This is a genomic window from Ruegeria sp. AP11 (genome assembly GCF_056535865.1).
The window spans coordinates 1-25,516 of sequence record NZ_JBQFJB010000001.1; the positions used below are offsets into that span (position 1 = coordinate 1).

Genomic DNA, 25,516 nt, shown 5'->3' on the forward strand with positions numbered 1-25,516 from the left:
GCACCTTGCCCTCGGGACCCGAGCTGTCAAAAACCCGGTTTACGACGTTGCCGCCGGAAGGACGATTGCGGTTGTTCTTGGCCCGCGAACGGGATTTGGAGGATCTCATCTTACTTCACGTCAGCCTTGTCAATTCTCTGTCGATCAACCCGTACCTTACGCTGCTCAGTGGCTTGTGCCGTAACGCGTCATCGACTTTTTGGGCTTGGCGGCGTCAGGGGCGCGCTGAAACAGCGTCAACCTCTCCGACTAATCCTGAGTAAACATGTCCTGCGCATTCAGACAAGGGCTTTGTCCGATATTTCGCAGCTTTTTTACATCAATCGGCGCATTTCAGCCTCAGATGCACTGCCTATTGCGGCATTCTGGCGCCGACGACACGATCCCGACCGTCCAGATCAGGGATTATGCGCGTTTCCACCAACCCTGCCGCATCGAACAAAGCCGCGACATAATTGCCCTGCGTCGGCCCGATCTCGACCAGCAACCGCCCGCCCGGCATCAGAAAATCCGGCGCCGAGGCAGCAATCCGGCGATACGCGCCCAACCCGTCCCCTTCATCGGTCAGGGCCATGCGCGGCTCATGCTCGCGCACCTCAGGCGACAGATCATCCATTTCCTCAACGGAAATATAGGGCGGATTTGAAACAATGAGGTCAAATTGCCCCTCAATGTTCTCAAACCAATCGGATTGCCGAATCTCCGCCCGCGCCTGCACCTGATGTTGCACCGCATTGGCGCTGGCCTGCAGGCAGGCAGATTCGCTCAGATCCACTCCCAGCCCCGAGGCGCTGCTGCGCTCGGCCAGCAATGTGATCAGGATACAGCCCGAGCCCACGCCCAGATCCAGCAGATGGTCAAACGGCTCGCTCAGCGCCGCTTCGATCAACGCCTCCGTCTCGGGACGCGGATCAAGCACATCGCGGCTGACCCGGAACCGGCGACCGTAGAATTCGCGCTCACCCAGCAGATGCGACACCGGTACCCGAATGGCCCGCAACGAGATCAGCTGATCATAGCGCTCCGCGATATCGACAGGCAGTTCTTCGGGCGCAATCAATGTCACCCGGCTGGCTTCGATCCGCGCCGCATGGGCCAGCAAAACCCGCGCATCCCGTGCCGGATCGGGCACGCCCGCCGCGCGCAAACGCGCCGTGGCGGCAACCATCGCCTGCGCCGCTGTCAGTGCCGCAATCATTGCGCCATCTCAGCCAGCAGCCGGGCCTGATCATCCGCGGTCAGCGCGTCGATCACCTCATCCAGGTCGCCCTGCATCACCTGATCCAGCTTATACAGCGTCAGGTTGATTCGGTGATCCGTCATGCGGCCCTGAGGGAAATTATAAGTCCTGATCCGCTCCGACCGGTCGCCCGACCCCACCTGACTGGCGCGATCGGCAGAGCGTTCACTGTCGATCCGCTGCCGTTCCAGATCATAAAGCCGCGTCTTCAGCACCTGCATCGCGATCTCGCGGTTGCGATGCTGGGATTTCTCGGAACTGGTCACCACGATGCCGCTGGGCAGGTGCGTGATCCGCACCGCCGAATCCGTCGTGTTGACGTGCTGCCCCCCTGCGCCCGAGCTGCGCATCGTATCGATCCGAATGTCGTTGGCGTCGATCTGAATGTCCACATCCTCAGCCTCGGGCAGCACCGCCACCGTCGCCGCCGAGGTATGAATCCGCCCACCGCTTTCGGTTTCGGGCACCCGCTGCACCCGATGCACGCCGGATCGTACTTCATCCGCGCAAAGACGTTGTCGCCCTTGATATGGGCCACCACCTCTTTGATCCCGCCCAGATCCGAGGCCTGTTCCTCGATGATCTCGAACTGCCAGCCCCGCGCCTCAGCGTATCGCTGATACATCCGCAGCAGGTCTCCGGCAAACAAAGCCGCCTCATCCCCGCCGGTGCCGGGCCTGATCTCCAGCATCGCCGGGCGCGCATCGGCGGCGTCCTTGGGCAACAGCGCCAGTTGCAACGCATGCTCGGCCTCGGGGATACGGGCCTGCAGGTCGGGGATTTCTCTTCGGCCAGCTCTTTCATGTCCGGATCGGCCAGCATCGCCTGCGCCTCGGTCAGATCAGCGGTCAGCTGCCGCCACGCCATGATCTGATCAACCACCGGCTTGAGGTCGGAATACTCTTTGGCCAAGGCCGCAATATCGCCTCCCGAGGCGCCATCGGCCATGGCCGCTTCGAGGTATTGGAATCGCTGGGTGATCTGTTCAAGGCGTTCTTCGGGGATCATCCGCGGGGTGTCTCTCATCCGTGGGCTTTGGTCAAGGCCCTGCCTTGTGCTAGGTTTAAGGTATGAGACGACTGATCCTGGCCCTAACCCTTTGTTCAAGCCCGGCAATGGCGGATTACACCGGCCCCGATGGCAAGGTCCGCGACTGCTATTGCACCGACAAATCCGGCACCCGCGTCGAGTTGGGACAGATGATCTGCCTGCAGGTCGATGGCCGCATGTTCATGGCCCAATGCCAGATGTCGCTGAACGTGCCCATGTGGCGCGAGGTTCAAGAAGGGTGCTTGTCGTCAGGGTTGCAGCAAAGCCAGCCAACCGGCGACCCGGTCCCGATTGACGCCAAAATCCTTTCGGCCAAATCTTGAACGCGCGTAAATGCGCAGCGTATCGCCGTCCTGCTGCACGGTCGTGTAGTCGGGAAAACCGAACACCATTGAACGGGTGACATAGGTTATCATTCCATCTTCGATAGAACCCGCCAGCACCGTGGTGCGCGGCGCCGTGCGGGCTATCTGATCGAGTTGCTCCATCCCCCTCGGAGCAGCCTCTACGATCCGGATTACGCCATTCCTAAGATCTCGGTCCACACCCTCGGGTGCTACATGCCAGCGCGTTGGGTCGGAGGGGGCCAGACGGATATAGGCCGCCATCGCAACGCCCAACGCAATCACCAGCCACAGCACCATTTTCATCGGCCCTCCGATCCCTTTGCATATAACCTATCCGCTCCGGGCGTCGCGCTCATCCCTATCGCGACGTCACGCCGGGCAGAATACACAGCATCTCGAACAGCAGATTCGCCGCCGTCAGCGCCGTGTTGCCAGACGGATCATAGGGCGGAGACACCTCGACCAGATCGCAGCCCACCACGTTCATGCCCGCCAGCGCATGGATCAGTTGCAGCGCCTGCGACGTGGTCAGTCCCGCAATCTCGGGCGTGCCGGTGCCGGGCGCATAAGCCGGGTCGAGGCTGTCGATGTCATAGGTGATGTATACGGGATGATCCTCGACCGTCTTGCGGATCAGCGAGCCGATCTCGGTCAGGTTCTGCTGCCACAGCTCCCACGCGGGATACTGGCGAAAGCCCCAGCCCTGCGCCTCGGCGAAGTCGCTGGCCGCATAGCCCGAGCCGCGAATGCCGATCTGGAAGGTCTTGTCAGGAACGATCAGCCCTTCCTCATAGGCGCGGCGGAAGACGGTGCCGTGGGTTTCCTTCTCGCCGAACATCTCGTCATTGACGTCAGCATGGGCATCTACATGGACCAAAGCCACCGGACCATGCCTGGCCGCCATTGCCCGAAGGATCGGCAGAGTGATCGAATGATCCCCACCCATCGCCACCGGGGTCACGCCCTGCGCCAGAATGCCATCATAACTGTCCTTGATGATCTTCAGACTGTCGGCCAGCGAGAAGGTGTTGATCGCCAGATCCCCGATATCTGCGATCTGCAGATGGTCGAACGGCGCTGCGCCATTGGCCATGTTATAGGGCCGGATCATCGCGCTTTCGCTGCGGATCTGCTTGGGGCCAAACCGCGTGCCCGACCGCCACGAGGTGCCGATATCCATCGGAACCCCCAAAACCGCCACATCCAGCCCTTCAAGCGAAGACGCCTGCGGCAGCCGCATGAACGTGTTCGGCCCCGAGAACCGCGCCAGATCGTTGCCGCCAATGGGTTGGTTGTATTGGGTCATGTGATGTCTCCGATCCGATCCCTGACCAAGCAGATACCGGGATTATGCCTAACCAAAGGTTAAGGCTTCACCAGCTTGTTCCACCCCAGCAAACAAATGATCTGCGTCGCTACATGCGCCCCCGCAATCGCCGTCGCGCCCGAGGTATCGTAGGGCGGAGACACCTCGACCACGTCACCGCCCTTGATATTGATCCCGGCAATGTCGCGCAGGATGATCTGCGCCTGGATCGAGGTCAGACCACCCCAGACCGGCGTCCCTGTACCGGGCGCAAAGGCCGGGTCCAGACCGTCGATATCAAAACTCAAGTAAACGGGGCTGTCGCCCAGAATGCCCTTGATCTTCTGCGCCACGGCGGCGGGGCCGGATCGTAGACCTCGCGCGCGTCGATGATGTTGACGCCCAATGTGTCCTCGTTGGTGGTGCGAATACCCACCTGAACCGAGCGTTTCGGATCGACCAGCCCCGATTTTACCGCCTTGTAGAACATCGTGCCATGGTCCACGCGGGACATGTCGTCATCGGCCCAGGTATCCGTATGCGCATCGAATTGCAGCAACGACATCGGCCCGTATTTCTCGGCATAGGCTTTCAGGATCGGAAAGCTGATATAGTGATCCCCGCCCAACGTGACCGAGGCCACATCCGCCGCCAGAATGGTTCGGATGTGATCGGTCAGTGTATCGGGAAAGGCCGGGATATTGGCATAGTCATAGGCCATATCCCCATAATCCACGATGGCCAGCTCGCTGAGCGCATCAAAAGGCCAGCCATAAGGCGCATCCGGCGATTGCAACGCACTCGCCTCACGGATGGCGCGCGGTCCCAGCCGGGTTCCGGGGCGGTTGGTCACCGCCTGATCGAAGGGCACGCCCGTCACCGCGATATCAACGCCCGCAAGGTCCTTGGTATAGAGCCGCCGCAGAAACGACGTGGCGCCGCCGAATGTGTTCTCATAGGACAGCCCCTTGAGATCGGGGTTGGTGAACGCCTCATCCACCTGGTTCTTTGCGTCTTCCAGTGCCATGTCTTTCCCCTGTCAGCGCAGCGGCTGCGCCGTTTCGACGAGACGCGCGAAAAAGGATGCGCCCACCGGGGCGATCTCGTCGTTAAAGTTGTATTTCGGATGGTGCAGCCCGGCGCCCTCGCCCTGTCCAAGGAACAGATAAGCACCCGGACGCGCCTGCAGCATGTACGAGAAATCCTCAGCCCCCATCTCGCGCCCCGCATTGGCCTTTACACGTTCCGCCCCCGACACATCCCGCGCCACTTCGGCCGCAAAGGCGGCCTTGTCGGCGTCATTGATGGTGGCAGGATAGCCCTCTTGATAGTCCAGCTTTGCCTCAACACCATATGATGCCGCCTGCCCCGCAACGATCTGCTCCATCCGCTCCATCACCATCTTCTGCACTGCCGGATCAAAGGTGCGGACAGTGCCGTTCAGATAAGCCGTATCGGGAATGACATTATTGACCGTCCCGGTGTGTATCTGCGTGACCGACACCACCAGATCATCCAGCGCATAGTGATTGCGGCTGACGATGGTCTGTATCGCCTGCGCCATTCCGCAGGCTGCCATGACAGGGTCCTTGGTCTCATGCGGCATGGCCCCGTGGCCGCCAACACCCTGAATGTGGATCTCGAACGTGTCCACTGCCGCCATCAGAGGCCCCGGCGTAGTCTCGAACACCCCCTCGGGCCGACCCGGCGTGTTATGGATGCCATAGACCTGAGAGATATCGAACCGATCCATGATGCCCTCGTCGACCATCACGCCCGCACCGCCGCCCTCTTCTTCAGCAGGCTGAAAGATCAGCGCCACCCGGCCCGCGAAATTTCGCGTCTCGGCCAGATAACGCGCCGCACCTAACAGCATCGTGGTGTGCCCGTCATGACCGCACGCATGCATCTTGCCGGGGTTCTGCGAGGCATACTCCACCCCCGTCTCCTCGGTGATCGGCAGCGCGTCCATGTCGGCGCGCAGGCCGATGGTCGGGCCGTCCCCCTGCCCGTTGATGATCGCCACCATACCGGTCTTGGCGATCCCCTCGTGCAGCTCGTCCACCCCGAATTCGCGTAGACGCTCGGCCACAAAAGCGGCGGTTTCATAGCATTCGAACTCAAGCTCGGGGATCGTGTGCAGGTGCTGGCGCCATGCGGCCATATCGGCGGCGTAATCGGCAATTCGGTTTACGACGGGCATCTGGGGTGGACTCTGATCGTGACTGCGGGATGGATGCATCTGACACCGGAACGAAAGGGTTCGCAATGGCCGAAAATCCTCTGATCCACGATACGGACGCGGGTATCGAACGCCTGCTAGAGATCATGCGCCGCCTGCGTGACCCGCAATCCGGCTGCCCGTGGGATATCGAACAGGATTTTTCGACGATTGCCCCCTATACGATCGAAGAGGCCTATGAGGTCGCCGATGCCATCGAAAGGCAGGCTTATGACGAGTTGAAGGGAGAGTTGGGCGACCTGCTGTTCCAATCCGTCTTTCACGCGCAAATGGCTGAAGAAGCAGGGCATTTCACCTTTCAGGACGTGGTGCGCACCATGTCCGACAAGATGGTCGACCGCCATCCGCATGTGTTCGGCGACGAATCCCGTGACAAGTCCGCTGAACAACAGACACGCGACTGGGAAACCATCAAGGCCGCCGAACGCGCAGGCAAGGAACAGAAAGGCGCGCTCGACGGTGTTGCGGCCAACCTGCCCGCCCTGCTGCGCGCCCACAAACTGCAGAAACGCGCCGCGCGCGTGGGCTTTGACTGGCCCGATGCCAGCCATGTCCTCGCCAAGATCACCGAAGAGGCTGCCGAACTGGAAGAAGCGCGCGACACTATGGATGCCGACGCACTTGAGGATGAATTCGGCGATCTGCTGTTCGTGATCGTCAACCTCGGCCGTCATCTGGGCATCGAGCCCGAGGCCGCTCTGCGCCGCACCAACGCCAAGTTCACCCGCCGTTTTGAGAAGGTCGAGGCACGCCTTGCCGAACGCGGAAAAACGCCCGCGCAAAGCGATCTGGCCGAGATGGATGCGCTGTGGGATGAGGTGAAAATCGAGGAACACCGCGCCAACGGCAAACTCCCGCCGGTAGATGCCCCGGCGGACGTGTAAATCTGGTAGACAAGTGCCGCGACACTTGCGAGTGTCCGACCTTCATGCCCCCCGGAGACCACCATGCCCCGCAAGATCATCATCGACACCGATCCCGGTCAGGACGACGCCGTTGCCATCCTGCTGGCACTTGCCAGCCCCGAAGAGATCGAGGTTCTGGGCATCACCGCTGTCGCCGGAAACGTGCCGCTGGAACTGACCGCCAAGAACGCCCGTATCGTCTGCGAACTGGCTGGTCACACGCATATTCCAGTCTATGCAGGCTGCGATCGTCCGCTGAACCGCGCGCTGGTGACCGCCGAACACGTGCATGGTAAAACCGGCCTCGACGGTCCCGACCTGCCCGATCCGCAAATGCCACTGGCCGACGGTCACGCGGTCGATTTCATCATCGACACCTTGCGCGCGCATGAGCCCGGCACCGTGACGCTATGCCCGCTGGGGCCGCTGACCAACATCGCGACCGCCTTCCGCAAGGCCCCCGATATCATCGACCGGGTGCAGGAAATCGTCCTGATGGGCGGGGCGTATTTCGAGGTCGGAAACATCACGCCAGCGGCGGAATTCAACATTTACGTCGACCCGGAAGCTGCTGATATCGTGTTTACTTCCGGCATTCATATCGTCGTTATGCCGCTGGACGTGACCCATGACGCGCTGGTTACCAAACAGCGCAACGACGCCTTCCGCGCGCTCAACAGCGAAGTCGGCCATGCGGTCGCCGAGATGACCGATTTCTTCGAACGTTTCGACATGGAAAAATACGGCTCGGAAGGCGCTCCGCTGCACGATCCCTGCGTCACCGCCTATCTGATCCGGCCCGAGCTGTTTAAGGGCCGACATATCAATGTCCAGATCGAAACCGGATCCGAGCTGACGCTTGGCATGACCGTCGCGGATTGGTGGCGCGTCACCAACCATGAACCCAACGCCATGTTCATGGGCGAGATCGACGCTGACGGTTTCTTCACCCTGCTCACAGAAAGACTGGCCCGCCTATGACCGCCGCACTCCGCCTCGCCCGCCCCGACGATCTGGATCGCCTGATGGCGCTGGTTGCGGCGTTTCATTCGGAATCCGGCATCGCGCAGGATGACGAGAAACGCCGCAACGCGCTGGCTCCCTTGCTGGACGGCATACCGCATGGGTGCGTGTATCTTGTCGGGCCGGGCCGGGCGCCACTGGGCTATGTCATTCTGACATTCGGCTGGTCGGTCGAGTTTGGCGGCATGGACGCCTTCGTCGATGAAATCTATATCCGCCCCGCCGTCCGCGGACGCGGCATCGCCACCGAAGTTCTGCACGATCTGCCCAAGGCACTGGCCGAGGCCGGGCTGACCGCGCTGCATCTCGAGGTCGACCGGACCAATGAGACCGCGCAGAAACTCTATCTGCGGTCAGGCTTCAGAGCGCGCGACCGCTATATGTTGATGAGCAAAACGCTCTAGCGCGATTCCCCCCGGAAGATCACCGCCGGATTGTACATCTGTTGCACCGGATCATCCTGCGAGACCTCCATCCCCGTGATCGGATAGGTTCCCGGCTCGGTACATGCCGCAAGAGCCCCTGCGCAAAGTATTGAAATTACAAGAAAGACCTTCGAAGCAGACATCATGTCCCCTTTCTGCAATACAGATAGGATACCGGAAGTCACGTTCCGGCAATAGGAACAAGTTCACACATATTGATTTTTATGTCGGCTTAGATCGCCCTTTACAGGCAGTTCTTCCGCTGCCCCCGCTCCAGTTTCTTGAACTGCTTTTGTACCCGCTTGGGCTGCGGCAACGCTTCCAACTGCTCGGTCACGTTCTCTCCGGTGAACCAGGATCGAAACATCAGCGCCTTGATATCATCGTCCAGAACCGTGTCGGCGACGTTATAGGTGCACAGGCATTCCTCCATCGTGATCTGTCCGCTGGGGTCGCCTTCCACCATCTTCTGGCACACCGCCTCGGGCGGAACCTGCGCCCAAGCAAGCTGAGGCAGGATGAAAAGCGCAGCCGCGCCGGCGATGTGTTTGAATGCAACCATAAGAAAACCCTCTCCCTAATGTCCGGCGCAGCATGGCACGCGACGCTTGAATCGAACTTAGCACATGGGCCGCCACCCTACAGGGTGAGAAGATTAAGACAATTCCACCGATTCTTTCCCCGTGACGCCTCGCAGCCCGGTCGAATACGAGCACGCGCACAGAACCAACGTTTATTACAGGGAACGCGATATGGAACAGATTATCGGCCAATTGATCGGCGGCGCATTGGGCGGCACAGGCGGCGGTAAGGCCGTCAAGGGCTCTGACATGGGCAGTATTGGCAACGCTCTGGCAGGTGCCGTGGGCGGTGTCGGCGGCGGTCAGCTGCTCAGCGGATTGCTGGGGGCCGGAGGGGCTGCCGGAGGTATGGATATCGGCGCATTGGCCGCGAACTTCGTCGGCGGTGGGGTCGCCGGCCTGGTGGTTCAGGTCGTTGTCGGCATGATCGTCAAGAAGATCAGAGGCTGATACCTTGCAATCACCAAAGCGAAACGGGGGCCAGGCGGCCCCCGTTTCTTTTATTTCAGGATCGACGCGCCTGCGAATTCCGCAACCTCGCCCAGCGATTCCTCGATCCGGATCAGCTGGTTATACTTGGCCAACCGGTCCGACCTCGCGAGGCTGCCGGTCTTGATCTGACCGCAATTGGTTGCCACGGCCAGATCGGCAATGGTGGCATCCTCGGTCTCGCCCGAACGGTGCGACATCACGTTGGTATAACGCGCCCGGTGCGCCATATCGACGGCACGCAGCGTTTCGGTCAACGAACCGATCTGGTTCACCTTCACCAGCATCGAGTTGGCGCAACCGCGCTCGATCCCTTCGGCCAGACGCGCGGGGTTGGTCACGAACAGGTCATCACCCACAAGCTGCACCTTGTCGCCAATGGCGTCGGTCAGCGCTTTCCAGCCGTCCCAGTCATCCTCGGACATGCCGTCCTCGATCGAAATGATCGGATAGTCATTGACCAGCGCCGCCAGATAAGCCGCATTTTCCTCGGACGACAGCGAGATGCCCTCACCCGCCAGAACGTATTTGCCGTCCTTGTAGTATTCGGTCGCCGCGCAATCCAACGCCAGGTGAATTTCCTCACCCGGTTTGTAGCCTGCCTTTTCGATGGATTTCAGGATGAAATCCAACGCCTCGCGGGTCGATGCGATATTCGGGGCAAAACCGCCCTCATCGCCCACACCGGTAGCCAGACCAGCAGCCGACAGCTCTTTCTTCAGCGTATGGAACACCTCGGAGCCCATGCGCACCGCCTCGCGGATATTCGCGGCCGAGGTCGGCATGATCATGAATTCCTGAATGTCGATCGGGTTGTCGGCGTGCTCACCGCCGTTGATGATGTTCATCATCGGCACCGGCAGAACCCGTGCCGAGGTGCCGCCAACATAGCGGTACAGTGGTTGCGTGGTGAAATCCGCCGCGCCTTTGCAGCGGCCAGCGACACGCCCAGAATGGCGTTCGCGCCCAGACGACCCTTGTTCTCGGTCCCGTCCAGCTCGATCATCGCCTGGTCGATGGCCACCTGCTCGGTCGCATCAAAGCCCACCAGTTCCTCGGCGATCTCACCGTTCACGGCGGCCACGGCCTCCAGTACGCCCTTGCCCATGTAGCGGGCCTTGTCACCGTCGCGCTTCTCAACCGCCTCATAGGCGCCGGTCGACGCACCCGAGGGCACAGCGGCGCGGCCCATGGTGCCGTCTTCCAGAATCACGTCCACCTCAACCGTCGGGTTGCCCCGGCTGTCCAGGATTTCGCGTGCGTGGATGTCGATGATGGTACTCATGAGGCCCGTCCCTGTGGCTGCAATCAGTTGCACGCCTCATAACAGCAACCGGCGAAAAGTAAACCGGTCACGTTAACGCTAACACGTATATTTTCCTGCCTTTAGGGCTAACAGTTCGCTGTTTGCGCCAACAGTAATCAGGCCGCGACCACCGCGCGCGCCAGACGGCGTTCGCGGATAAAGGTATACAGACCGGACCCGATGATCAGCGTTGCCCCCGCCATGGTCACCGCATCGGGGCGTTCCCCGAACATCAGCATCCCGGCAAGGATCGAAAAGACCAGTCGCGTATAACGGAACGGCATCAGGGCCGACGCTTCGCCCACCCGCATTGCCGTGACGATACCGTAATAGCCCAGCACGCCAAAGCCGATGGCCCCCAGATAGGGGCCGATTTGGCCTGCCTGCACAGGCACATAGCTGTGCGTGGACACCGCCATCATCACCACGCCGGTCAGCGCGATCGAGATATAGGCCTGCATCGCCACCACGGACGAAGCCACCCGCACATCCAACTTGCGAGTGATCAGGTCCCGCGCCGCAATGGCGAACACAGTGGCCACCACCAACAGCGTTTCCGGCTGGAACCCATCCAGCCCGGGGCGAATGATCAACAGCACCCCGGCAAAGCCCACGCCGACCGCGCTCCACCGCCGCCAGCCGACCTTTTCGCCCAGAAACAGCGCCGCCCCCATGGTCACCGCCAGCGGCATGGCCTGAAACACGGCGGCCACTGTGGACAGGTCGATCAGCGACAGCGCAGTCACGAAAAACAGCGCACCGACCGCCTCGGTTCCTGCGCGCAGCAGCGGCAGCAGAGACCAGGCGGCAGGATCGAAGATACGCTTGCGCGTGACAACCGACATCCCGGCAAAGGCAAGGCCGCAAAAGACACCCAGAAACAGCATGATCTGACCGGTCGGTACGCTGACCGACAGGTATTTGATGAACATATCCTCAAGTGCAAATGCCGCCATCGAACCGACAAGCAGCAGAATGCCGTTTACGTTATTCATGCGCGTTTCCGTTGAACCGGGCCCAAAAAGGGGGACCTGACTGCACAAGAACCGCAAGCGGCGGCGCTTGGCAAGACGGAACCCGCCGCCTTTGATGAATTAACGTGCGGCGATCAATCGCGTTTGGTGATGGATCAGTCCTTGTCCAGCGGCACGCCGTACAGCTCCAGCCGGTGGCCTTTCAGCCGGTATCCCAGCTTGGCGGCGATCTTTTCCTGCAGCGCCTCGATCTCGGGATCGACGAATTCGATCACCTCGCCCGACTGCATGTCGATCAGGTGATCATGGTGGTCGCGCTCGGCATCCTCATAGCGCGCGCGCCCGTCGCCGAATTCCAGCCGCTCCAGTATCCCGGCCTCTTCAAACAGCTTTACCGTGCGATAGACCGTGGCAATGGAGATACCCGCATCTTCGGCCGAGGCGCGCGCATACAGCTCCTCGACATCCGGGTGATCCTCGCTCTGCTGCAACACCTGCGCGATGGTCCGGCGCTGGCCGGTCATGCGCAGGCCCTTGGCCTCGCAACGGGCGATAATCGTATCGGACATGGTGACCCCCGGAATTGTTCGGACTTCTGTCTTAATATGTCCGCGCGCGCTGCGCCACCGACGATTTTACCTCAGGCCGCGCGGCGCAGATCGGCCCAGACTGGCAAATGATCCGAGGCGATATGCGCAGGCCGTATGTCATGAACCCCGTGCAAAGTGGCCTCAAGCCCCTGGCCCAGCGCGATTCTGTCCAATGCGCCCAGCGGTTGCGCGGCGGGGTAACTGGGAAGCGGCGGCAGAAACCGCATGTCCGGGGCCAGATGATCCAGCACCGGCTGACGCGACCATTCGTTAAAATCCCCGGCCCAGACCGTGGGCATCTGCTCCAGATCAGAATCACATCGGCGGATATGGGTGATCTGCTGCCGGCGCGACGCTGGAAACAATCCCAGATGCATCCCCATCACGCGCAGCGGGCCGATCTGCGTGTCGAACTCGACCCGCACGGCCCCGCGCGGCTCCAGCCCCGGCAGATCATGATGCCCGCTCTGGCGTACCTGAATGGCCTTCCCGCGCCAGATCACCGCGTTGCCATGCCAGCCCAGACTGCCCGCCCCGCCCAGATCGACGATCTGCCACCCGGCCTCGTCCAGCATGAAATGCGGCAGGGCGGCGGGGCGCGGCGGCAGGCGTTTGTCGGCCTCCTGCAGCACCACGATATCGGCCTGCATGCTGTCGATGACCTGCATGATCCGCTGCGGCTGCCGACGGAAATCAAGCCCCACGCATTTCTGGATGTTATAGCTGGCAAGGCGCAGGGTCTGGGTCATGAGCTTCCGAAATCCATTTGCGCCTTAGATTGCCATGAAACCCGGCAATCGCAAGCTGATGCTGCCGAAAACTGCCAGACGTTTCCCGCATTCGCACATCCCCGTCGCCAATTTGCGCAAAAAGCTTGCACTCACCGCATACCGCTTTAATCCCTGATCGGCACGCGTAACAAAGGATCCGACCCCTCATGGTCTCTACCGAAGCCCCCGGGCACACCACGACCAAGGCAAGCATCGTCCTCGTGGTCGGAGGCATGATGTGGGGCCTCTACTGGATTCCCGTGCGGTTCTTTCTGGACATTGGCCTGACCGGTCCGTGGCCGGGGATCGCGATGTACAGCGTTGCCCTGCTGTGCCTTGTTCCCCTGATCTGGCGTGAACGTCATCAGCTGGCCCTGCAATGGCGCGGCTTGCTGCTCAGCGGTATGTTCACCGGCGCGGCGTTCAGCCTCTATTCAATCAGCCTTGTCTATACCGACGTCGTGCGTTCGATCCTGCTGTTCTATCTGACACCGATCTGGGGCACGCTGCTGGGCCTGCTCTTTCTCGGAGAACGCCTCAGCTGGCAGCGTTTCTCGGGACTTGTCTGCGGCATGGCAGGCTTGTTCATCGTTCTGGGTGATGGCGGCTTCATACCCTGGCCAAGCAATGTCGGTGACTGGCTGTCCCTAGCTTCGGGGATTTGCTGGGCGCTGGGGACGCTGGGCCTCTACCGGGCCACACAGGTCTCGATTTTCGGGCAGATCTTCGCCTTTATTCTGGGCGCCATAATCCTGTCCCTGTTCAGCCTGCTGTTTCTGCAAGCCCCGGTCCTGCCTGCCATCGCACCAGAGGACATGATCTGGGTCCTGCAACTGGTCCTGCTGTCCGCGTTCTACACTCTGCCGATGATCTTTATGACGATCTGGCCCGCGACCAAACTCTCTCCCGGTCGCGTCGGGTTGTTGCTGATGAGCGAGGTCGTCGTCGGCCTCGCATCCGCAGCCGCATTCTCGGGCGAGCCGTTCGGCCTGCGCGAATTGCTGGGTGCCGTGCTGATCGTCAGCGCCGCGGTGCTCGAGATCGTGCGAAAATAGCTTTCAGACTCACGTCCCGCAGAACGTCGCCTGCACCACCTCATCTTCAGCAGGCGGGTGCGTCAGATCCTTGGCCTCCGGCTGATCCTCATAGGGCCGCGACAGCGCATCATTCAGCCGCTGGAACGGGGCATAATCCCCCTGCACCGCCGCCTGAATCATCTGCTCGACCCGGTGATTGCGCGGGATAAAGGCCGGGTTGGCCTGCGCCATCACCTGTTGCGGCCCCTTCTCGTGCGTCAAACGCGCCTGCCAGCCCTCTGCCCATTCATCAAACGCCGCCGGGTCGGTAAACTGATCCCGCGCGTTCTGACCGCCCAGCGCCCGGAACGTATTGGTGAAGTCGGCCCTGTTCTGCGCCATCCGCGTCAACAGGTCCGAGATCATCTCAAGGTCCCCATCCTCTGCCCGGGTCAGCCCGATCTTGGCCCGGAACCGCCGCAGCCATTCCGCCTGCATCAGATCGGGCATGGCATGGACGATCTCGGTCGCTTCCTCAACGGCGGCCTCTTTATCCTCATACTGCTGGATCAGAGCCGTCGCCAACTGCGCCAGATTCCACACCGCTATGTCCGGCTGGTTGGAATAGGCATACCGCCCCATCCGATCAATCGAACTGTAAACCGTGTTCGGATGATAGCTGTCCATGAAGGCGCAAGGCCCATAATCGATGGTCTCTCCCGCGATCGAGCAATTATCCGTGTTCATCACCCCGTGAATGAAGCCAACGCTCATCCACTGCGCAATCAACCGCGCCTGCGCATCCCGCACGGCGCGCAACAGGCCCATGGGGCCGTCGGCGTCAGGATAGTGCCGCGCTATCGCATACTCCGTCAGCCGCTTCAGGCTGTCCAACTGTCCGCGCGCAGCAAAAACCTGAAACGTCCCCACCCGCAGATGGCTCTGCGCCACGCGGGTCAGCACCGCTCCGGGCATCGGCCCTTCGCGCAGCACGATCTCTCCGGTCTCGACCGCCGCCAGGGCTCGCGTGGTCGGAATACCCAGCGCCTGCATCGCCTCAGACACAACATACTCCCGCAGTACCGGCCCCAGCCACGCCCGCCCATCACCCTGCCGCGAAAACGGCGTAGGACCAGACCCTTTCAACTGAATGTCGCGGCGGATACCATCCGATCCCACCGTCTCCCCCAGCAGCACGGCGCGCCCATCCCCCAGTTGGGGATTATAGGTGCCAAACTGATGCCCGGAATAAAGCTGAGCCAGCGGCTGTGCCCCGTCCGGCACCGTGTTGCCCGCAAAGGCCTCGGCCATCTCCGTCACCTCGCCGGGGGTAATCCTCAGCAGCTGCGCCAGATCGGCGTTGAAGGCGACCAGACGCGGCGCGCGCACCGGAACCGGCGCTTGCCGCGCATAGAACGTATCGGGCAGGCGGGCATAGCTGTTGTCGAAGGGGATCGTCAGAGTCATAGGGCAAACATATGGCCTGAGGGCACAATTGCCATAGCGGATTGCGCCCGCCCGTGCATAATCAGGCCGAACCCTCGAAGGACCGCCATGACCGCGCAAGACATCATCGATCACCTGGGCCTGCAACCCCACCCCGAGGGCGGCTGGTTCCGCGAGACCTGGCGCGCCGAAAATCAGGGCCGTGCTACCGGCACCTGCATCTATTTTCTGCTGGCCGAGGGAGAAAGCAGCCACTGGCACCGCGTCGACGCGACCGAAATCTGGCTCTACCACGCAGGCGCACCGCTGATCCTGTCGATCAGTGCCACCGATGACGGCCCCGCTACCGAGCATCTCCTGACCTCGGACCTGACCGAAGGCGCGCCACAACGGATCGTGCCGGAAAACCACTGGCAGGCTGCCCGCAGCACCGGCGACTACACGCTGGTCAGTTGCACCGTCTCCCCGGGGTTCGAGTTCGACGGCTTCACTCTCGCCGCCCCCGATTTCGACATTCCCAAAGCCTGACCGGATGGACCACCGCAGCCTCATAGCAACCCTGCCACCCGAGGTGAAAACCCAACTGCAACAACGCGCCAACGGCGCAGGCCTGATCCACCTCACCCTTTATCTTGCGGCCCTCGGCCTCACCTCAACCGGAATCCTGCTGCAAATCCCACTCTGGCCGCTCCTGCTTCTGCCTCTGGGCATTCTGCTGGTCTTCCTCTTCACCCTCAGCCACGAATGCACCCACAAGACACCGTTCCGTACGGGCTGGATCAATGACGCGGTCGGTCACGCCATCTCAATCCCCATCGCGCTGCCGTTCACGTGGTTTCGCTATTTCCACCTGGCCCACCACAAATGGACCAACCATCCCGAAAAAGACCCGGAACTCGCGGGCAAACCCCGCCCGGACAACTGGCCCGGCCTGCTGCTCTACCTCAGCGGAGCCCCCTACTGGTCCGGTATGGCAAACACACTGATCCAAAATGCCCGTGGCCAGATCGACGCCCCCTACCTGCCGCCCCGCCAACATCGCGCCATCAAAACCGAGGCGCGCCTGCTTCTCACCCTCTATGCACTCGCCGCGCTCAGCCTTTTCTTCACGCCAGTGTTGTTCTGGCTCTGGCTCCTTCCCGTCCTGATCGGGCAGCCATTCTTACGTCTCTACCTGCTCGCCGAACACGGCCTATGCCCTCCGGTGGCGAATATGCTGGAAAACTCCCGCACCACCTTCACCAACCGCCTGATCCGCTTTCTGGCCTGGAACATGCCTTATCACGCGGAACACCACGCCTTTCCAAACGTGCCCTTCCACCAACTGCCAGCCTTCCACGACTGGACCCAGGCCCACCTGAAATCCACCTCGAACGGCTACGCAGAGTTCACGAATACCTATACCCAAACCCTCAGGCGCTAGGTCCACTCTTCATCTGGCCAAAAATATCCCGGGGGAGTCGCGCAGCGACGGGGGCAGAGCCCCCTATCCGCTCACCACAGCGCCCCGCGCCGGAGAGGACACAACCCCGCCCCCCACCAGCGCGCTTACCCCGGTTGTTCCGGGGCACGAGGTCGGCATCCCCCGCGCCACCCGCACGGCGAGATAAGCAAAGGCCTGCGCCTCCAGCATGTCACCATCCAGACCCACCGCCTCAACTGGTTCGACCGGACAATCGAGCGCGACCCGCAGCATCTCCATCAGCACCGGATTGCGCCGCCCCCCGCCAGTGACCAACATCCGCGCGGGCGGTCTGGGACAATGCTCCATCCCCTGCACCACTCCGGCCGCACATGCCCGTCAGCGTCGCCACCGCATCCGCGTCGCTCAGCTCCTGCACCAGCCCGATCATCTCGGCGAAATCGTTGCGGTCCAGCGATTTCGGCGGCATCCGGTTGAAAAACGGCTCGGCCAGAAACAGCTCCAGCGCGCCGGTTTCCACCGCCCCCCCGCGCGCCAAGGCACCGTCCCGATCCATCGGCAGCCCCAGCCGCGCCTGCATCAGATCATCCACCGGCGCATTGGCGGGCCCGGTATCAAAAGCCAACAATGCCCCCGGCGCCTCCGGCCCGTCGAAAGACGGGTCCACATAGGTCAGGTTTCCCACTCCGCCGAGATTCAGAAAACACAAGGGTTCCGTGGCACCGATCCACTTGGCGCAGGCAAAATGAAAGAACGGTGCCAGCGGCGCGCCTTCGCCGCCCAAAGCCACATCATCGCTGCGGAAATCCCAGACCACCGGCAGGCCCAAAGCCTGCGACAGACCCACACCATCGCCCACCTGCAAGGTTCCGCGCCCGCGCGGCTCATGCGCCAGGGTCTGACCGTGAAAGCCGATCAGCTCCGCATCCTCGAACTCGGCCAAGGCCTCGGCATGGGCAAAGGTGACCAGTTCCCCGGCCGCCTCGACCTCGGGACCATGCCACTGGCCCAGCGCAGCGCGCAAGGTGGCGCGCTCTTCCTCGGAATAGGCCCGATACCGGCTATCGCCAAATCCGAAAATCCGCTGCCCGTCGGTCTCGACCACCGCGGCATCCACCCCATCCAGCGAGGTCCCCGACATCGCCCCCAGCGCCCGGATCGGCCCTGTTTTCCCGTTGCTCCGGCTCACGCGTTTCTCCTGCTCATTCCCGCCCGCCTTTGGCCTGACCCTCGAAGGGCTACTCAACCTGACGATGCACTGGCCTCAACCTGCCCGCATATCACTGAGGCTGACAAGATGCCTTTCCCCAGATCCTGCATTTTTCATCGGCCAGAGCGTCTTTCGGGGCACCCCATCTTTCCTGAAAACGCATCTTTTCCTTGCCCGTCCCGCCGCCTATACAGTGCCCCGCAACAGTAACCCAAAGGGCACGGATATGACCTACCACCCCAAATCGGATTTCATCGCCACGATGATCGAGCGCGGCTTTCTCGCCGACTGCACCGATTATCAGGGCCTTGACGACGCGCTGATCTCCGGGGTGCAAACGGCTTATATCGGCTATGACGCCACCGCGCAGTCGCTGCATGTGGGTCACCTGATGAACATCATGGTGCTGCGCTGGCTGCAAAAGACCGGGCACAAACCGATCACCCTGATGGGCGGCGGCACCACCAAGGTGGGCGACCCCTCGTTCCGGTCTGACGAACGCCCGCTGCTGGGCCCCGAACAGATCGACGCCAACATCGCGGGTATGAAGCAGGTCTTCGCCAAATACCTGTCCTATGACGACAGCGACACCGGTGCGCTGATGCTGAACAATGCCGAATGGCTGGACAGCCTGAACTACCTCGATTTCCTGCGCGATATCGGGCGGCATTTCTCGGTCAACCGGATGCTGTCATTCGAATCCGTCAAATCGCGTCTGGACCGTGAACAAAGCCTCAGCTTCCTTGAATTCAACTACATGATCCTGCAGGCCTATGACTTCCTCGAACTGAACCGCCGCTATGGCTGCGTGCTGCAGATGGGCGGCTCGGATCAGTGGGGCAACATCGTCAACGGCATCGACCTGACCCGCCGCGTGCTGGACAACGAAATCTTCGGCCTGACCACACCGCTGCTGACCACCAGCGATGGCCGCAAGATGGGCAAGTCGCAGGGCGGCGCGGTCTGGCTGAACGGAGACATGCTGTCGCCTTATGAGTTCTGGCAGTTCTGGCGCAACACCACTGACGCCGATGTGGGCCGGTTCCTGAAAATCTTCACCGAACTGCCGTTGGATGAGTGCGACCGCATGGGCGCTCTGGCCGGGTCCGAGATCAACGAAGCCAAAATCCGCCTCGCCAACGAGGTCACCACCCTGTTGCACGGCGCCGAAGCGGCAGCCACTGCCGAAGCCACAGCCCGAGAAGTGTTCGAAAAAGGCGGCGTGGGCGGAGACCTCCCGACGCTGACGCTGACCGGTGCGGAACTTCCGGTGTCCATCGTGCAGCTGATGGTCAAATCCGGCCTCGCCAAATCCGGCAAAGAGGCCAAGCGCCTGATCGCCGAGAACGGTGCCAAGCTGGATGACGCGCCGCTGACCGATACCGGGCTTATGATCGACGCAGGCGCTCTGGCCTCTCCGATCAAGCTGAGCGCGGGGAAAAAGCGGCACGCGCTGGTGCAGCTGGGCTAGGACCCACCGCGGACAGAGACATGAAAAAACGGCCACCTCGCTGAGGTGGCCGTTTCCAATTGTACCCGGCTGATCATGTCGCCAGAGCATCAGGCTTACTTGCCTTTACCCTTGCCCTTGCCGGAGCCTTTACCCCCGCCAGAGCCTTTGCCTTTACCAGAGCCTTTACCCTTGCCACCAGATTTGGAGCTCGATCTGGCGGCGTCAGCTCTGGCTCTGGCAGCATCGGCCTTGGACCGGGCATTCTCCCGTGCCGCATCTGCTCTGTCTCTGGCCTTCTCGGCTCTGGCCTGACCATCTGCCTTGGCGCCTTTTCCGCCGTCAGGCTTTCCGCCTTTTTTACCGTCCGGTTTTCTACCTTTCTTGCCATCAGGCTTGCCATCCGGCTTACCGTCGGGTTTTTCATCGGGTTTGCCACCGTCAGGCGCGCCGCCATCACCGGGATCGCCGGGATCTCCACCATCGGGCGCGTCGCCTCCGCCGGGTCCACCGGGGTCGCCACCATCTGCCGCGCCGCCACCCGGGGCACCGGGATCACCGGGATCACCGCCATCAGGTGCGCCACCACCGCCGTCACCACCTAAATCACCCCCGCCGCCGGGGCTGTCTGGCCCATTCGGGTCCGAATCGCGATCCTCGCCGCGCGGTGTCGCAGCGGCAATGCTCGCGGTCGGCAGATCCGTTAGCAGCCCCGCCAATCCCGGACATTGCGCGCCGGTCACGCTCAGAATCGTGTCGAAATCCGACCGCCTTTGAAGCCGTTGCAGAAAACTCGGGGTCACCTGCGCGCAATCGCACAGCCCCGCATAATCTCCTGCATTCGCCAAAGCCCGTGCCGTGCGCCCGTCACAAACCTCGGGTGCGGCAGCCACGCTGCCCGCCATCATCACCCCCAGAACAGGGGCCGCAACCATCACGCCAAGTGAGCGCTTCGCATTCGTTAACAAAACCATATCGGTACCTCCTGACGATCAAACACGTCATTCGAACGGATTGTTCATTCACGAAACGGCGACACATCCGTGAACGCTCAATTCGAACCTTCGCACACTCAAAACAGTGGACATACCGCACCCCTTACAGTTATTGAACAAACGTTCATATCTTATAGAGGAACCGGCCATGCAGCTTTCCACCACCGCAGCAGTCATAACCGGCGGCGCATCGGGTCTGGGCGAGGCCACCGCCCGCCACTTTGCCGAACAGGGCGCGCAGGTCACCATCCTTGATCGCGACACCGAACGTGGCCCGCAAGTCGCGGCCGAGATCGGCGGGCATTTCGTGCAGACCGACGTGACGGACGAATCCTCGGTCGCTGCGGCCATAGCCCATGCGATGGACAAGATGGGCAAGATCACCGCCGCCGTGAACTGCGCCGGGATCGCCATCGGCGCCAAGACGGTGGGCAAAGACGGTCCCCACCCGCTGGACGCGTTCCAACGCACTATCGACATCAATCTGGTCGGCAGCTTCAACGTCTCGCGCCTCGCCGCAGCCGAAATGGCCAAGAACGACCCCGAGCCCGACGGGGCGCGCGGCGTGATCATCAACACCGCCTCGATCGCCGCCTTTGACGGGCAAAAAGGCCAGGCGGCCTATGCGGCCTCCAAGGGTGGCGTGGTCGGGATGACCCTGCCGATGGCGCGCGATCTGGCCTCCTCCGGCATTCGCGTGATGGCCATCGCGCCGGGTATCTTCATGACGCCGATGCTGGCGGGTCTGCCGGATGAGGTGCAGCAGCAACTCGCCGCCGACGTCCCCAACCCGCCCCGCCTGGGTGACCCGCGCGAATACGGGCGGCTGGCCGGGTTCATCGTCGAGATGGGCTATCTGAACGGTGAGGTCATCCGCATCGACGGCGCCCTGCGGATGCGCTAACCCTGAGGGCATGAGCGAGCGGCAGAAAATGGTAGCGGGTGAATGGTACACCTGCCTCGACCCCGAACTGGAGCAGATGCGCCAGACCGCCCGCCGCGCCGTTCATGCCCACAACACCCGCCCACCGGATGAGCGCGGTGCCATGGCAGAAGAACTGACCGCACTGTTTGGTAAGGTTGGACGGGACTGCTTTATCGAAGCCCCCTTCCACTGCGCCTATGGCATCAACCTGTCACTGGGCGACCGGGTCTATTTCAACGCTGGCTGCGCAATTCTGGACACCGCCCCCGTGCGGATCGGCACCAGAACCTTGCTGGGTCCCAAGGTCCAGATTTACTGCGCCGAACATGCCAAGGATCCGACCCGGCGCGCGCAGGGTCTTGAGATCGCCCATCCGGTGACCATCGGCGATAACGTCTGGATCGGGGGTGGAGCCATCATCCTGCCCGGCGTCACGATCGGCGACCGCGCCATCATCGGTGCGGGCAGTGTCGTGACCAAATCCGTGGCGCCAGATGAAACGGTTGTGGGCAACCCGGCCCGCCCGATCACGGGTAGTGACGGTTAACAAATCACTTATGGAAAAAGTTGTACAACACGGACAAACCACAGGTTTCAGGATGTACAACACAGACTATCCGGCCTCGGCCTTCTCCTCCAGCAGTAGCCACTCTTCCTCGGCCGCCGACAGCTTTTCCTGCCGCTCGACCAGAGCCTCGGTTGCCTTCTGGAACTTTACCGGCTCACGCGTGAACAGCTGGGGGTCCGACATCAGCTCTTCAAGCTTGGCAATTTCGGCCTCAAGCCGCGCGATCTCAGCCGGCAACTTCTCAAGCCGGTGTTTTTCCGAGAAGGATAGCCCCGTTTTCGGCTTCGCCTCCTGCTTCACCTTCGACTTTGTAGTCTTTGTTTTTTCTTCTTTTTTCTCGAGTACGTCACCGCGCTGCGCAATATAGTCGGACCAGCCACCGGCATAGACGGTTGCCCGCCCGTTGCCTTCCATGGCGATTGTCGTCGTGGCAACACGGTCAAGAAAATCCCGGTCGTGGCTGACAAGCAATACGGTGCCGTCATAGTCGTCCAGCAGTTCCTGAAGCAGGTCCAGAGTCTCAACATCCAGATCGTTTGTCGGTTCGTCCAGCACCAGCAGGTTCGACGATTTCGCCATCAATTTGGCCAGCAACAAACGCGCTTTTTCCCCACCAGACAAGGACTTAACAGCCGCTCTTGCCTGCGCATCGTCGAACAGAAACTCTTTCAGATAGCCCACCACATGCTTGGGTTGGCCACCCACCATCACCTGATCGGCCTTGCCGGAAACCCTCATCTCGGGGTCGCCGGTCAGGCTGTCCCACAAGCTCATCTCGGGGTCGAGCTGCGCGCGGGTCTGGTCGAACACCGCGATCTCAAGATTTGTACCCAGAGAGATGCTGCCCTCATCCGGATCAACCTGACCCAGCAGCATTTTCAGCAGCGTCGTCTTGCCCACACCATTGGGTCCGACAAAGGCAACACGATCCCCACGCTGCACCAGCAGGTCGAAATTCCGCACGATCTGCTGCGTGTCAAAAGCCTTGGCCACGCCCTTGGCTTCGATCACCTTTCGGCCTGATTTTTGTCCGGATTCCAACGTCATAGCCGCCGAACCCTGACGCTTGATCTGCGCCGCTTTCTCGGCCCGCAACGCCTGCAGGGCACGCACCCGGCCCTGATTGCGCTTACGTCGGGCGCTGATGCCCTCAACGGCCCAACGCGCCTCGGACTTGATCAGCCGGTTCAACTTGTGGCGCTGCTGGTCCTCTTCTTCCCAGACCTTGTCGCGCCAGCCCTCGAAGGCCGCAAAGCCCTGCTCCTGCCGCCGCACAACGCCGCGATCAATCCACAAAGTCGCCCGCGTCAGTGCCCGCAAAAAGGCCCGGTCATGCGAGATCAGAACATAGGCCGCCCGCGTCGCGCCCAACTCACGTTCGAGCCATGCAATCGCCTCGATGTCCAGGTGGTTGGTCGGCTCGTCCAGCAGCATAAGATCGGGTGCCTCGGCCATCAGCTTGGCCAGCGCCGCCCGCCGACGCTCACCGCCCGAGGCCGTCTCGACCGCGCGTTCGGGGTCGAACTTCAGCCCCTCACCGGCGCGTTCCACTTTGTACAGCTCACCGGGTTCCAGCCCGCTGGAGGCATAGTCGCCCAGCGTCGCGAACCCATCCATCCCCGGGTCCTGCTCCATATAACCCACTGATTTTCCAGGTGGGATCACGATATCCCCCTGATCGGCCTCAACCAGCCCGGCCATCACTTTCATGAGGGTCGATTTCCCCGACCCGTTCCGCCCCACCAGCGCCACGCGGTCGCCGGGTTGAACCACCAAATCAAGCTCGGAAAACACCGGATCGCCCCCGAAAGTCAGGGATATGCCGGACATCTGCAACAAAGGAATTCTCGCCATGCCCGCCAGCTAAACCGGCCAGAGCAACGCGTCAACGCCCCTGCTTCACCTTTTCATAAATACTCATATCACCCGGCAACCGCCCGCAGCAGACGTTTGCGGGCCGGGGGAATCGCGCCAATCTCGAGCCCGGTAAAGACGTGCAGCGTATTCATGTGCCTGTCGACAACCGCATGATCGCTGACCCAACCGCCCATCATCAGATAGGTCCGCAGCAAAGGCGGCATCCGCAGCATCGCCTGTTTCACATTCGGCCGCCTGCGCAGGCGTGCGGCAAAACGGAACACATCCGGCGCCTTCACCCGGGGCAACCATCGCTTGGGTGCCAGATGGCGATGCTTAAGCATGGCAAACGCATCCAGATACTCGGCTGTTTCAATCCCCGCGAAAGAGGAACAGCCAAACAGCATCTCAATCCCGTTTTGATCCACATAGGCCGTCATCGCGCCCCATGCGACGCGCAGGATATCGGGATCGGTCCAATCGGGGTGGATGCAAAACCGGCCCATCTCGGTCATGGGGCCGGAAAATCCGTTCAGCGCGGACAGATCATAATACTGCGCCGAATAGCTGCGCCCTATCTCAGAGCCATCCTGCATCGTCAGCATCCGGAAACAGCAGACCAATTGGCCGCCTGCCCGCATATCCTCGATCAGGACATGCGCGCATTGGGTATCAAAGCCGTCGCAATCCGCCCCCGACGTTCTGAACGCCAGCGTCCGCAACGCCTGAGCTGCCGCCACGTCCTGCGTGGTCTGCGCCAGCCGGGCACGATAGCGGCCCTTGTTCAACATCTCAGCCATGGGCGCACCCTCCGCGGTTGCTGACCGGTTCGCTTCTGTCTGGTCCCTGGCACAGTATGTGTGACTGTCCCATGAACCATGCAAGAGCCCGGAACGGCTTAGTTGTTGACTCCCGGGATGTTGGCTGGGTTGAAGTTGCCGATATTGCCAAGCAGCTGACGCAGGAAGCCCTTATCCTGGATATTCGAGTCGGTCACGCGACGGTCCAGAACAATGACATAACCATCTTCCAGGCCGAACCGCTCGATATTCCGCACCACGCCGCGCTGGTCAAAACTGATGGCCACCAACTCGCGCGAGACGACTTCGGGCCGCTTGGGGCCAAAAGTACGAACGCGCGAGGCGACGTAGTAATAGCCCGAATCCCGTACAACACCTGACGAACTGGGCGCACCAATCGTTTCTTCCACACTTTCGCGGGTATCTACGCCAACCTTGATCTTGGCCAGATCTTCTGGCGGCGGCACATAGCCGTGATTCTTGAAGATCGGCGAACATGCGCCTGCGATTGCCAGACAAGCTGCAAAGACAAGCGTTCTCGACGCTGGTTTCAACCTGTTCACACCGTTCAACATGCG

The 25,516-nt window shown here is 61.6% G+C and carries 25 protein-coding genes and 5 pseudogenes; 11 read left to right on the forward strand and 19 right to left on the reverse strand.

What is annotated here, in order from left to right; all coding sequences use genetic code 11:
- The 3 genes and pseudogenes from ACR3E4_RS00005 to prfA all read right to left on the reverse strand — a co-directional run.
- Nucleotides 1-109 (reverse strand): annotated as a pseudogene (locus ACR3E4_RS00005) (DUF4167 domain-containing protein); the annotation flags it as partial.
- Nucleotides 110-352: 243 nt separating this feature from the next.
- Nucleotides 353-1,198 carry a peptide chain release factor N(5)-glutamine methyltransferase gene (gene prmC / locus ACR3E4_RS00010; protein WP_480532012.1) on the reverse strand — a complete coding sequence of 282 codons (846 nt, stop codon included), beginning with the start codon at nt 1,196-1,198 and terminating at the stop codon, nt 353-355.
- Nucleotides 1,195-2,248: pseudogene (prfA, locus tag ACR3E4_RS00015) on the reverse strand (peptide chain release factor 1). The gene prmC and the pseudogene prfA overlap by 4 nt, the downstream one beginning before the upstream one ends.
- A gap of 62 nt (nt 2,249-2,310) precedes the next feature.
- Between prfA and ACR3E4_RS00020 the strand changes: the two are divergent.
- On the forward strand, nt 2,311-2,613 hold the full coding sequence (locus ACR3E4_RS00020) for a hypothetical protein (RefSeq protein WP_480532010.1): 303 nt from the start codon (nt 2,311-2,313) through the stop codon (nt 2,611-2,613).
- On the opposite strand, the gene ACR3E4_RS00025 is transcribed toward ACR3E4_RS00020, so the two are convergent.
- The 4 genes and pseudogenes from ACR3E4_RS00025 to ACR3E4_RS00040 form a co-directional block, all read right to left on the reverse strand.
- The gene (locus ACR3E4_RS00025) at nt 2,539-2,940 is read right to left on the reverse strand and encodes a DUF1499 domain-containing protein (protein WP_480532008.1); all 402 of its coding nucleotides are present in this window, start codon (nt 2,938-2,940) and stop codon (nt 2,539-2,541) included. The genes ACR3E4_RS00020 and ACR3E4_RS00025 overlap by 75 nt on opposite strands.
- Nucleotides 2,941-2,995: 55 nt before the next feature.
- Nucleotides 2,996-3,943, reverse strand: a complete 948-nt coding sequence (gene speB, locus ACR3E4_RS00030; RefSeq protein ID WP_480532006.1) for an agmatinase — start codon at nt 3,941-3,943, stop codon at nt 2,996-2,998.
- 59 nt (nt 3,944-4,002) lie between these two features.
- Nucleotides 4,003-4,970, reverse strand: a pseudogene (gene speB / locus ACR3E4_RS00035) (agmatinase).
- Nucleotides 4,971-4,982: 12 nt separating this feature from the next.
- A complete protein-coding gene (locus ACR3E4_RS00040; RefSeq protein WP_480532002.1) occupies nt 4,983-6,146 on the reverse strand; it encodes a M20 aminoacylase family protein in 1,164 nt (387 codons plus the stop codon).
- 65 nt (nt 6,147-6,211) lie between these two features.
- On the opposite strand from ACR3E4_RS00040, the gene mazG reads away from it, so the two are divergent.
- The 3 genes from mazG (at nt 6,212) to ACR3E4_RS00055 (ending at nt 8,517) form a co-directional block, all read left to right on the forward strand.
- On the forward strand, nt 6,212-7,069 hold the full coding sequence (gene mazG, locus ACR3E4_RS00045; protein WP_480532352.1) for a nucleoside triphosphate pyrophosphohydrolase: 858 nt from the start codon (nt 6,212-6,214) through the stop codon (nt 7,067-7,069).
- Between the two features lie 63 nt (nt 7,070-7,132).
- On the forward strand, nt 7,133-8,071 hold the full coding sequence (locus ACR3E4_RS00050) for a nucleoside hydrolase (protein ID WP_480532000.1): 939 nt from the start codon (nt 7,133-7,135) through the stop codon (nt 8,069-8,071).
- Nucleotides 8,068-8,517, forward strand: a complete 450-nt coding sequence (locus tag ACR3E4_RS00055; RefSeq protein ID WP_480531998.1) for a GNAT family N-acetyltransferase — start codon at nt 8,068-8,070, stop codon at nt 8,515-8,517. Before ACR3E4_RS00050 ends, ACR3E4_RS00055 begins: the two co-directional genes overlap by 4 nt.
- Here the strand turns inward: ACR3E4_RS00055 and ACR3E4_RS00060 are convergent.
- The gene (locus ACR3E4_RS00060) at nt 8,514-8,684 is read right to left on the reverse strand and encodes a hypothetical protein (protein WP_480567035.1); all 171 of its coding nucleotides are present in this window, start codon (nt 8,682-8,684) and stop codon (nt 8,514-8,516) included. The genes ACR3E4_RS00055 and ACR3E4_RS00060 overlap by 4 nt on opposite strands.
- A gap of 98 nt (nt 8,685-8,782) precedes the next feature.
- Nucleotides 8,783-9,100, reverse strand: coding sequence for a hypothetical protein (locus ACR3E4_RS00065; RefSeq protein ID WP_480531994.1), 318 nt, complete (start codon nt 9,098-9,100; stop codon nt 8,783-8,785).
- Between the two features lie 190 nt (nt 9,101-9,290).
- On the opposite strand from ACR3E4_RS00065, the gene ACR3E4_RS00070 reads away from it, so the two are divergent.
- Nucleotides 9,291-9,569, forward strand: a complete 279-nt coding sequence (locus ACR3E4_RS00070) for a hypothetical protein (RefSeq protein WP_480531992.1) — start codon at nt 9,291-9,293, stop codon at nt 9,567-9,569.
- 50 nt (nt 9,570-9,619) lie between these two features.
- On the opposite strand, the pseudogene eno reads toward ACR3E4_RS00070, so the two are convergent.
- The 4 genes and pseudogenes from eno to ACR3E4_RS00090 form a co-directional block, all read right to left on the reverse strand.
- A pseudogene (gene eno / locus ACR3E4_RS00075) lies at nt 9,620-10,893 on the reverse strand (phosphopyruvate hydratase).
- Between the two features lie 137 nt (nt 10,894-11,030).
- Nucleotides 11,031-11,909: a DMT family transporter gene (locus ACR3E4_RS00080; RefSeq protein WP_480531988.1), complete on the reverse strand. Its 879-nt coding sequence runs from the start codon at nt 11,907-11,909 to the stop codon at nt 11,031-11,033.
- A 134-nt stretch (nt 11,910-12,043) separates the two neighbouring features.
- The gene (locus ACR3E4_RS00085) at nt 12,044-12,457 is read right to left on the reverse strand and encodes a Fur family transcriptional regulator (protein WP_480531986.1); all 414 of its coding nucleotides are present in this window, start codon (nt 12,455-12,457) and stop codon (nt 12,044-12,046) included.
- A 71-nt stretch (nt 12,458-12,528) separates the two neighbouring features.
- Nucleotides 12,529-13,227, reverse strand: coding sequence for an endonuclease/exonuclease/phosphatase family protein (locus ACR3E4_RS00090; protein ID WP_480531984.1), 699 nt, complete (start codon nt 13,225-13,227; stop codon nt 12,529-12,531).
- Nucleotides 13,228-13,415: 188 nt separating this feature from the next.
- Here ACR3E4_RS00090 and ACR3E4_RS00095 point away from each other — a divergent pair, with 188 nt between their 5' ends.
- A complete protein-coding gene (locus ACR3E4_RS00095; protein ID WP_480531982.1) occupies nt 13,416-14,303 on the forward strand; it encodes a DMT family transporter in 888 nt (295 codons plus the stop codon).
- A 9-nt stretch (nt 14,304-14,312) separates the two neighbouring features.
- Here ACR3E4_RS00095 and ACR3E4_RS00100 read toward each other — a convergent pair whose 3' ends face one another.
- On the reverse strand, nt 14,313-15,731 hold the full coding sequence (locus ACR3E4_RS00100) for a protein adenylyltransferase SelO (RefSeq protein ID WP_480531980.1): 1,419 nt from the start codon (nt 15,729-15,731) through the stop codon (nt 14,313-14,315).
- Between the two features lie 87 nt (nt 15,732-15,818).
- Here ACR3E4_RS00100 and ACR3E4_RS00105 point away from each other — a divergent pair, with 87 nt between their 5' ends.
- Together ACR3E4_RS00105 and ACR3E4_RS00110 are read left to right on the forward strand one after the other, a co-directional pair.
- Nucleotides 15,819-16,238 carry a cupin domain-containing protein gene (locus tag ACR3E4_RS00105; protein ID WP_480531978.1) on the forward strand — a complete coding sequence of 140 codons (420 nt, stop codon included), beginning with the start codon at nt 15,819-15,821 and terminating at the stop codon, nt 16,236-16,238.
- A gap of 4 nt (nt 16,239-16,242) precedes the next feature.
- Nucleotides 16,243-17,133 carry a fatty acid desaturase gene (locus ACR3E4_RS00110; RefSeq protein ID WP_480531976.1) on the forward strand — a complete coding sequence of 297 codons (891 nt, stop codon included), beginning with the start codon at nt 16,243-16,245 and terminating at the stop codon, nt 17,131-17,133.
- A gap of 63 nt (nt 17,134-17,196) precedes the next feature.
- Here ACR3E4_RS00110 and ACR3E4_RS00115 read toward each other — a convergent pair.
- Nucleotides 17,197-18,274, reverse strand: a pseudogene (locus ACR3E4_RS00115) (anhydro-N-acetylmuramic acid kinase).
- Nucleotides 18,275-18,569: 295 nt separating this feature from the next.
- Between ACR3E4_RS00115 and tyrS the strand changes: the two are divergent.
- A complete protein-coding gene (gene tyrS, locus ACR3E4_RS00120) occupies nt 18,570-19,814 on the forward strand; it encodes a tyrosine--tRNA ligase (protein ID WP_480531972.1) in 1,245 nt (414 codons plus the stop codon).
- Between the two features lie 95 nt (nt 19,815-19,909).
- On the opposite strand, the gene ACR3E4_RS00125 is transcribed toward tyrS, so the two are convergent.
- Nucleotides 19,910-20,767 carry a hypothetical protein gene (locus ACR3E4_RS00125; protein WP_480531970.1) on the reverse strand — a complete coding sequence of 286 codons (858 nt, stop codon included), beginning with the start codon at nt 20,765-20,767 and terminating at the stop codon, nt 19,910-19,912.
- A 169-nt stretch (nt 20,768-20,936) separates the two neighbouring features.
- Here ACR3E4_RS00125 and ACR3E4_RS00130 point away from each other — a divergent pair, with 169 nt between their 5' ends.
- Together ACR3E4_RS00130 and ACR3E4_RS00135 are read left to right on the forward strand one after the other, a co-directional pair.
- Nucleotides 20,937-21,692, forward strand: a complete 756-nt coding sequence (locus ACR3E4_RS00130) for a 3-hydroxyacyl-CoA dehydrogenase (protein WP_480531968.1) — start codon at nt 20,937-20,939, stop codon at nt 21,690-21,692.
- Between the two features lie 10 nt (nt 21,693-21,702).
- The gene (locus tag ACR3E4_RS00135; protein ID WP_480567036.1) at nt 21,703-22,260 is read left to right on the forward strand and encodes a sugar O-acetyltransferase; all 558 of its coding nucleotides are present in this window, start codon (nt 21,703-21,705) and stop codon (nt 22,258-22,260) included.
- Nucleotides 22,261-22,326: 66 nt separating this feature from the next.
- Here ACR3E4_RS00135 and ACR3E4_RS00140 read toward each other — a convergent pair whose 3' ends face one another.
- The 3 genes from ACR3E4_RS00140 to ACR3E4_RS00150 all read right to left on the reverse strand — a co-directional run bounded on the left by ACR3E4_RS00140 (nt 22,327) and on the right by ACR3E4_RS00150 (nt 25,513).
- On the reverse strand, nt 22,327-24,135 hold the full coding sequence (locus tag ACR3E4_RS00140) for an ABC-F family ATP-binding cassette domain-containing protein (RefSeq protein ID WP_480531964.1): 1,809 nt from the start codon (nt 24,133-24,135) through the stop codon (nt 22,327-22,329).
- A 68-nt stretch (nt 24,136-24,203) separates the two neighbouring features.
- Nucleotides 24,204-24,938 carry a GNAT family N-acetyltransferase gene (locus ACR3E4_RS00145; protein ID WP_480531962.1) on the reverse strand — a complete coding sequence of 245 codons (735 nt, stop codon included), beginning with the start codon at nt 24,936-24,938 and terminating at the stop codon, nt 24,204-24,206.
- A gap of 98 nt (nt 24,939-25,036) precedes the next feature.
- The gene (locus ACR3E4_RS00150) at nt 25,037-25,513 is read right to left on the reverse strand and encodes an outer membrane protein assembly factor BamE (protein ID WP_480531960.1); all 477 of its coding nucleotides are present in this window, start codon (nt 25,511-25,513) and stop codon (nt 25,037-25,039) included.
- Nucleotides 25,514-25,516 lie beyond the last annotated feature (3 nt).

What these genes read in the sequence shown, in the direction of transcription:
- prmC (WP_480532012.1), bottom strand. Translation starts at nt 1,198, where the DNA reads ATGATTGCGGCACTGACAGCGGCGCAGGCGATGGTTGCCGCCACGGCG.
- ACR3E4_RS00020 (WP_480532010.1), top strand. Translation starts at nt 2,311, where the DNA reads ATGAGACGACTGATCCTGGCCCTAACCCTTTGTTCAAGCCCGGCAATG.
- ACR3E4_RS00025 (WP_480532008.1), bottom strand. Translation starts at nt 2,940, where the DNA reads ATGAAAATGGTGCTGTGGCTGGTGATTGCGTTGGGCGTTGCGATGGCG.
- speB (WP_480532006.1), bottom strand. Translation starts at nt 3,943, where the DNA reads ATGACCCAATACAACCAACCCATTGGCGGCAACGATCTGGCGCGGTTC.
- ACR3E4_RS00040 (WP_480532002.1), bottom strand. Translation starts at nt 6,146, where the DNA reads ATGCCCGTCGTAAACCGAATTGCCGATTACGCCGCCGATATGGCCGCA.
- mazG (WP_480532352.1), top strand. Translation starts at nt 6,212, where the DNA reads ATGGCCGAAAATCCTCTGATCCACGATACGGACGCGGGTATCGAACGC.
- ACR3E4_RS00050 (WP_480532000.1), top strand. Translation starts at nt 7,133, where the DNA reads ATGCCCCGCAAGATCATCATCGACACCGATCCCGGTCAGGACGACGCC.
- ACR3E4_RS00055 (WP_480531998.1), top strand. Translation starts at nt 8,068, where the DNA reads ATGACCGCCGCACTCCGCCTCGCCCGCCCCGACGATCTGGATCGCCTG.
- ACR3E4_RS00060 (WP_480567035.1), bottom strand. Translation starts at nt 8,684, where the DNA reads ATGATGTCTGCTTCGAAGGTCTTTCTTGTAATTTCAATACTTTGCGCA.
- ACR3E4_RS00065 (WP_480531994.1), bottom strand. Translation starts at nt 9,100, where the DNA reads ATGGTTGCATTCAAACACATCGCCGGCGCGGCTGCGCTTTTCATCCTG.
- ACR3E4_RS00070 (WP_480531992.1), top strand. Translation starts at nt 9,291, where the DNA reads ATGGAACAGATTATCGGCCAATTGATCGGCGGCGCATTGGGCGGCACA.
- ACR3E4_RS00080 (WP_480531988.1), bottom strand. Translation starts at nt 11,909, where the DNA reads ATGAATAACGTAAACGGCATTCTGCTGCTTGTCGGTTCGATGGCGGCA.
- ACR3E4_RS00085 (WP_480531986.1), bottom strand. Translation starts at nt 12,457, where the DNA reads ATGTCCGATACGATTATCGCCCGTTGCGAGGCCAAGGGCCTGCGCATG.
- ACR3E4_RS00090 (WP_480531984.1), bottom strand. Translation starts at nt 13,227, where the DNA reads ATGACCCAGACCCTGCGCCTTGCCAGCTATAACATCCAGAAATGCGTG.
- ACR3E4_RS00095 (WP_480531982.1), top strand. Translation starts at nt 13,416, where the DNA reads ATGGTCTCTACCGAAGCCCCCGGGCACACCACGACCAAGGCAAGCATC.
- ACR3E4_RS00100 (WP_480531980.1), bottom strand. Translation starts at nt 15,731, where the DNA reads ATGACTCTGACGATCCCCTTCGACAACAGCTATGCCCGCCTGCCCGAT.
- ACR3E4_RS00105 (WP_480531978.1), top strand. Translation starts at nt 15,819, where the DNA reads ATGACCGCGCAAGACATCATCGATCACCTGGGCCTGCAACCCCACCCC.
- ACR3E4_RS00110 (WP_480531976.1), top strand. Translation starts at nt 16,243, where the DNA reads ATGGACCACCGCAGCCTCATAGCAACCCTGCCACCCGAGGTGAAAACC.
- tyrS (WP_480531972.1), top strand. Translation starts at nt 18,570, where the DNA reads ATGACCTACCACCCCAAATCGGATTTCATCGCCACGATGATCGAGCGC.
- ACR3E4_RS00125 (WP_480531970.1), bottom strand. Translation starts at nt 20,767, where the DNA reads ATGGTTTTGTTAACGAATGCGAAGCGCTCACTTGGCGTGATGGTTGCG.
- ACR3E4_RS00130 (WP_480531968.1), top strand. Translation starts at nt 20,937, where the DNA reads ATGCAGCTTTCCACCACCGCAGCAGTCATAACCGGCGGCGCATCGGGT.
- ACR3E4_RS00135 (WP_480567036.1), top strand. Translation starts at nt 21,703, where the DNA reads ATGAGCGAGCGGCAGAAAATGGTAGCGGGTGAATGGTACACCTGCCTC.
- ACR3E4_RS00140 (WP_480531964.1), bottom strand. Translation starts at nt 24,135, where the DNA reads ATGGCGAGAATTCCTTTGTTGCAGATGTCCGGCATATCCCTGACTTTC.
- ACR3E4_RS00145 (WP_480531962.1), bottom strand. Translation starts at nt 24,938, where the DNA reads ATGGCTGAGATGTTGAACAAGGGCCGCTATCGTGCCCGGCTGGCGCAG.
- ACR3E4_RS00150 (WP_480531960.1), bottom strand. Translation starts at nt 25,513, where the DNA reads ATGTTGAACGGTGTGAACAGGTTGAAACCAGCGTCGAGAACGCTTGTC.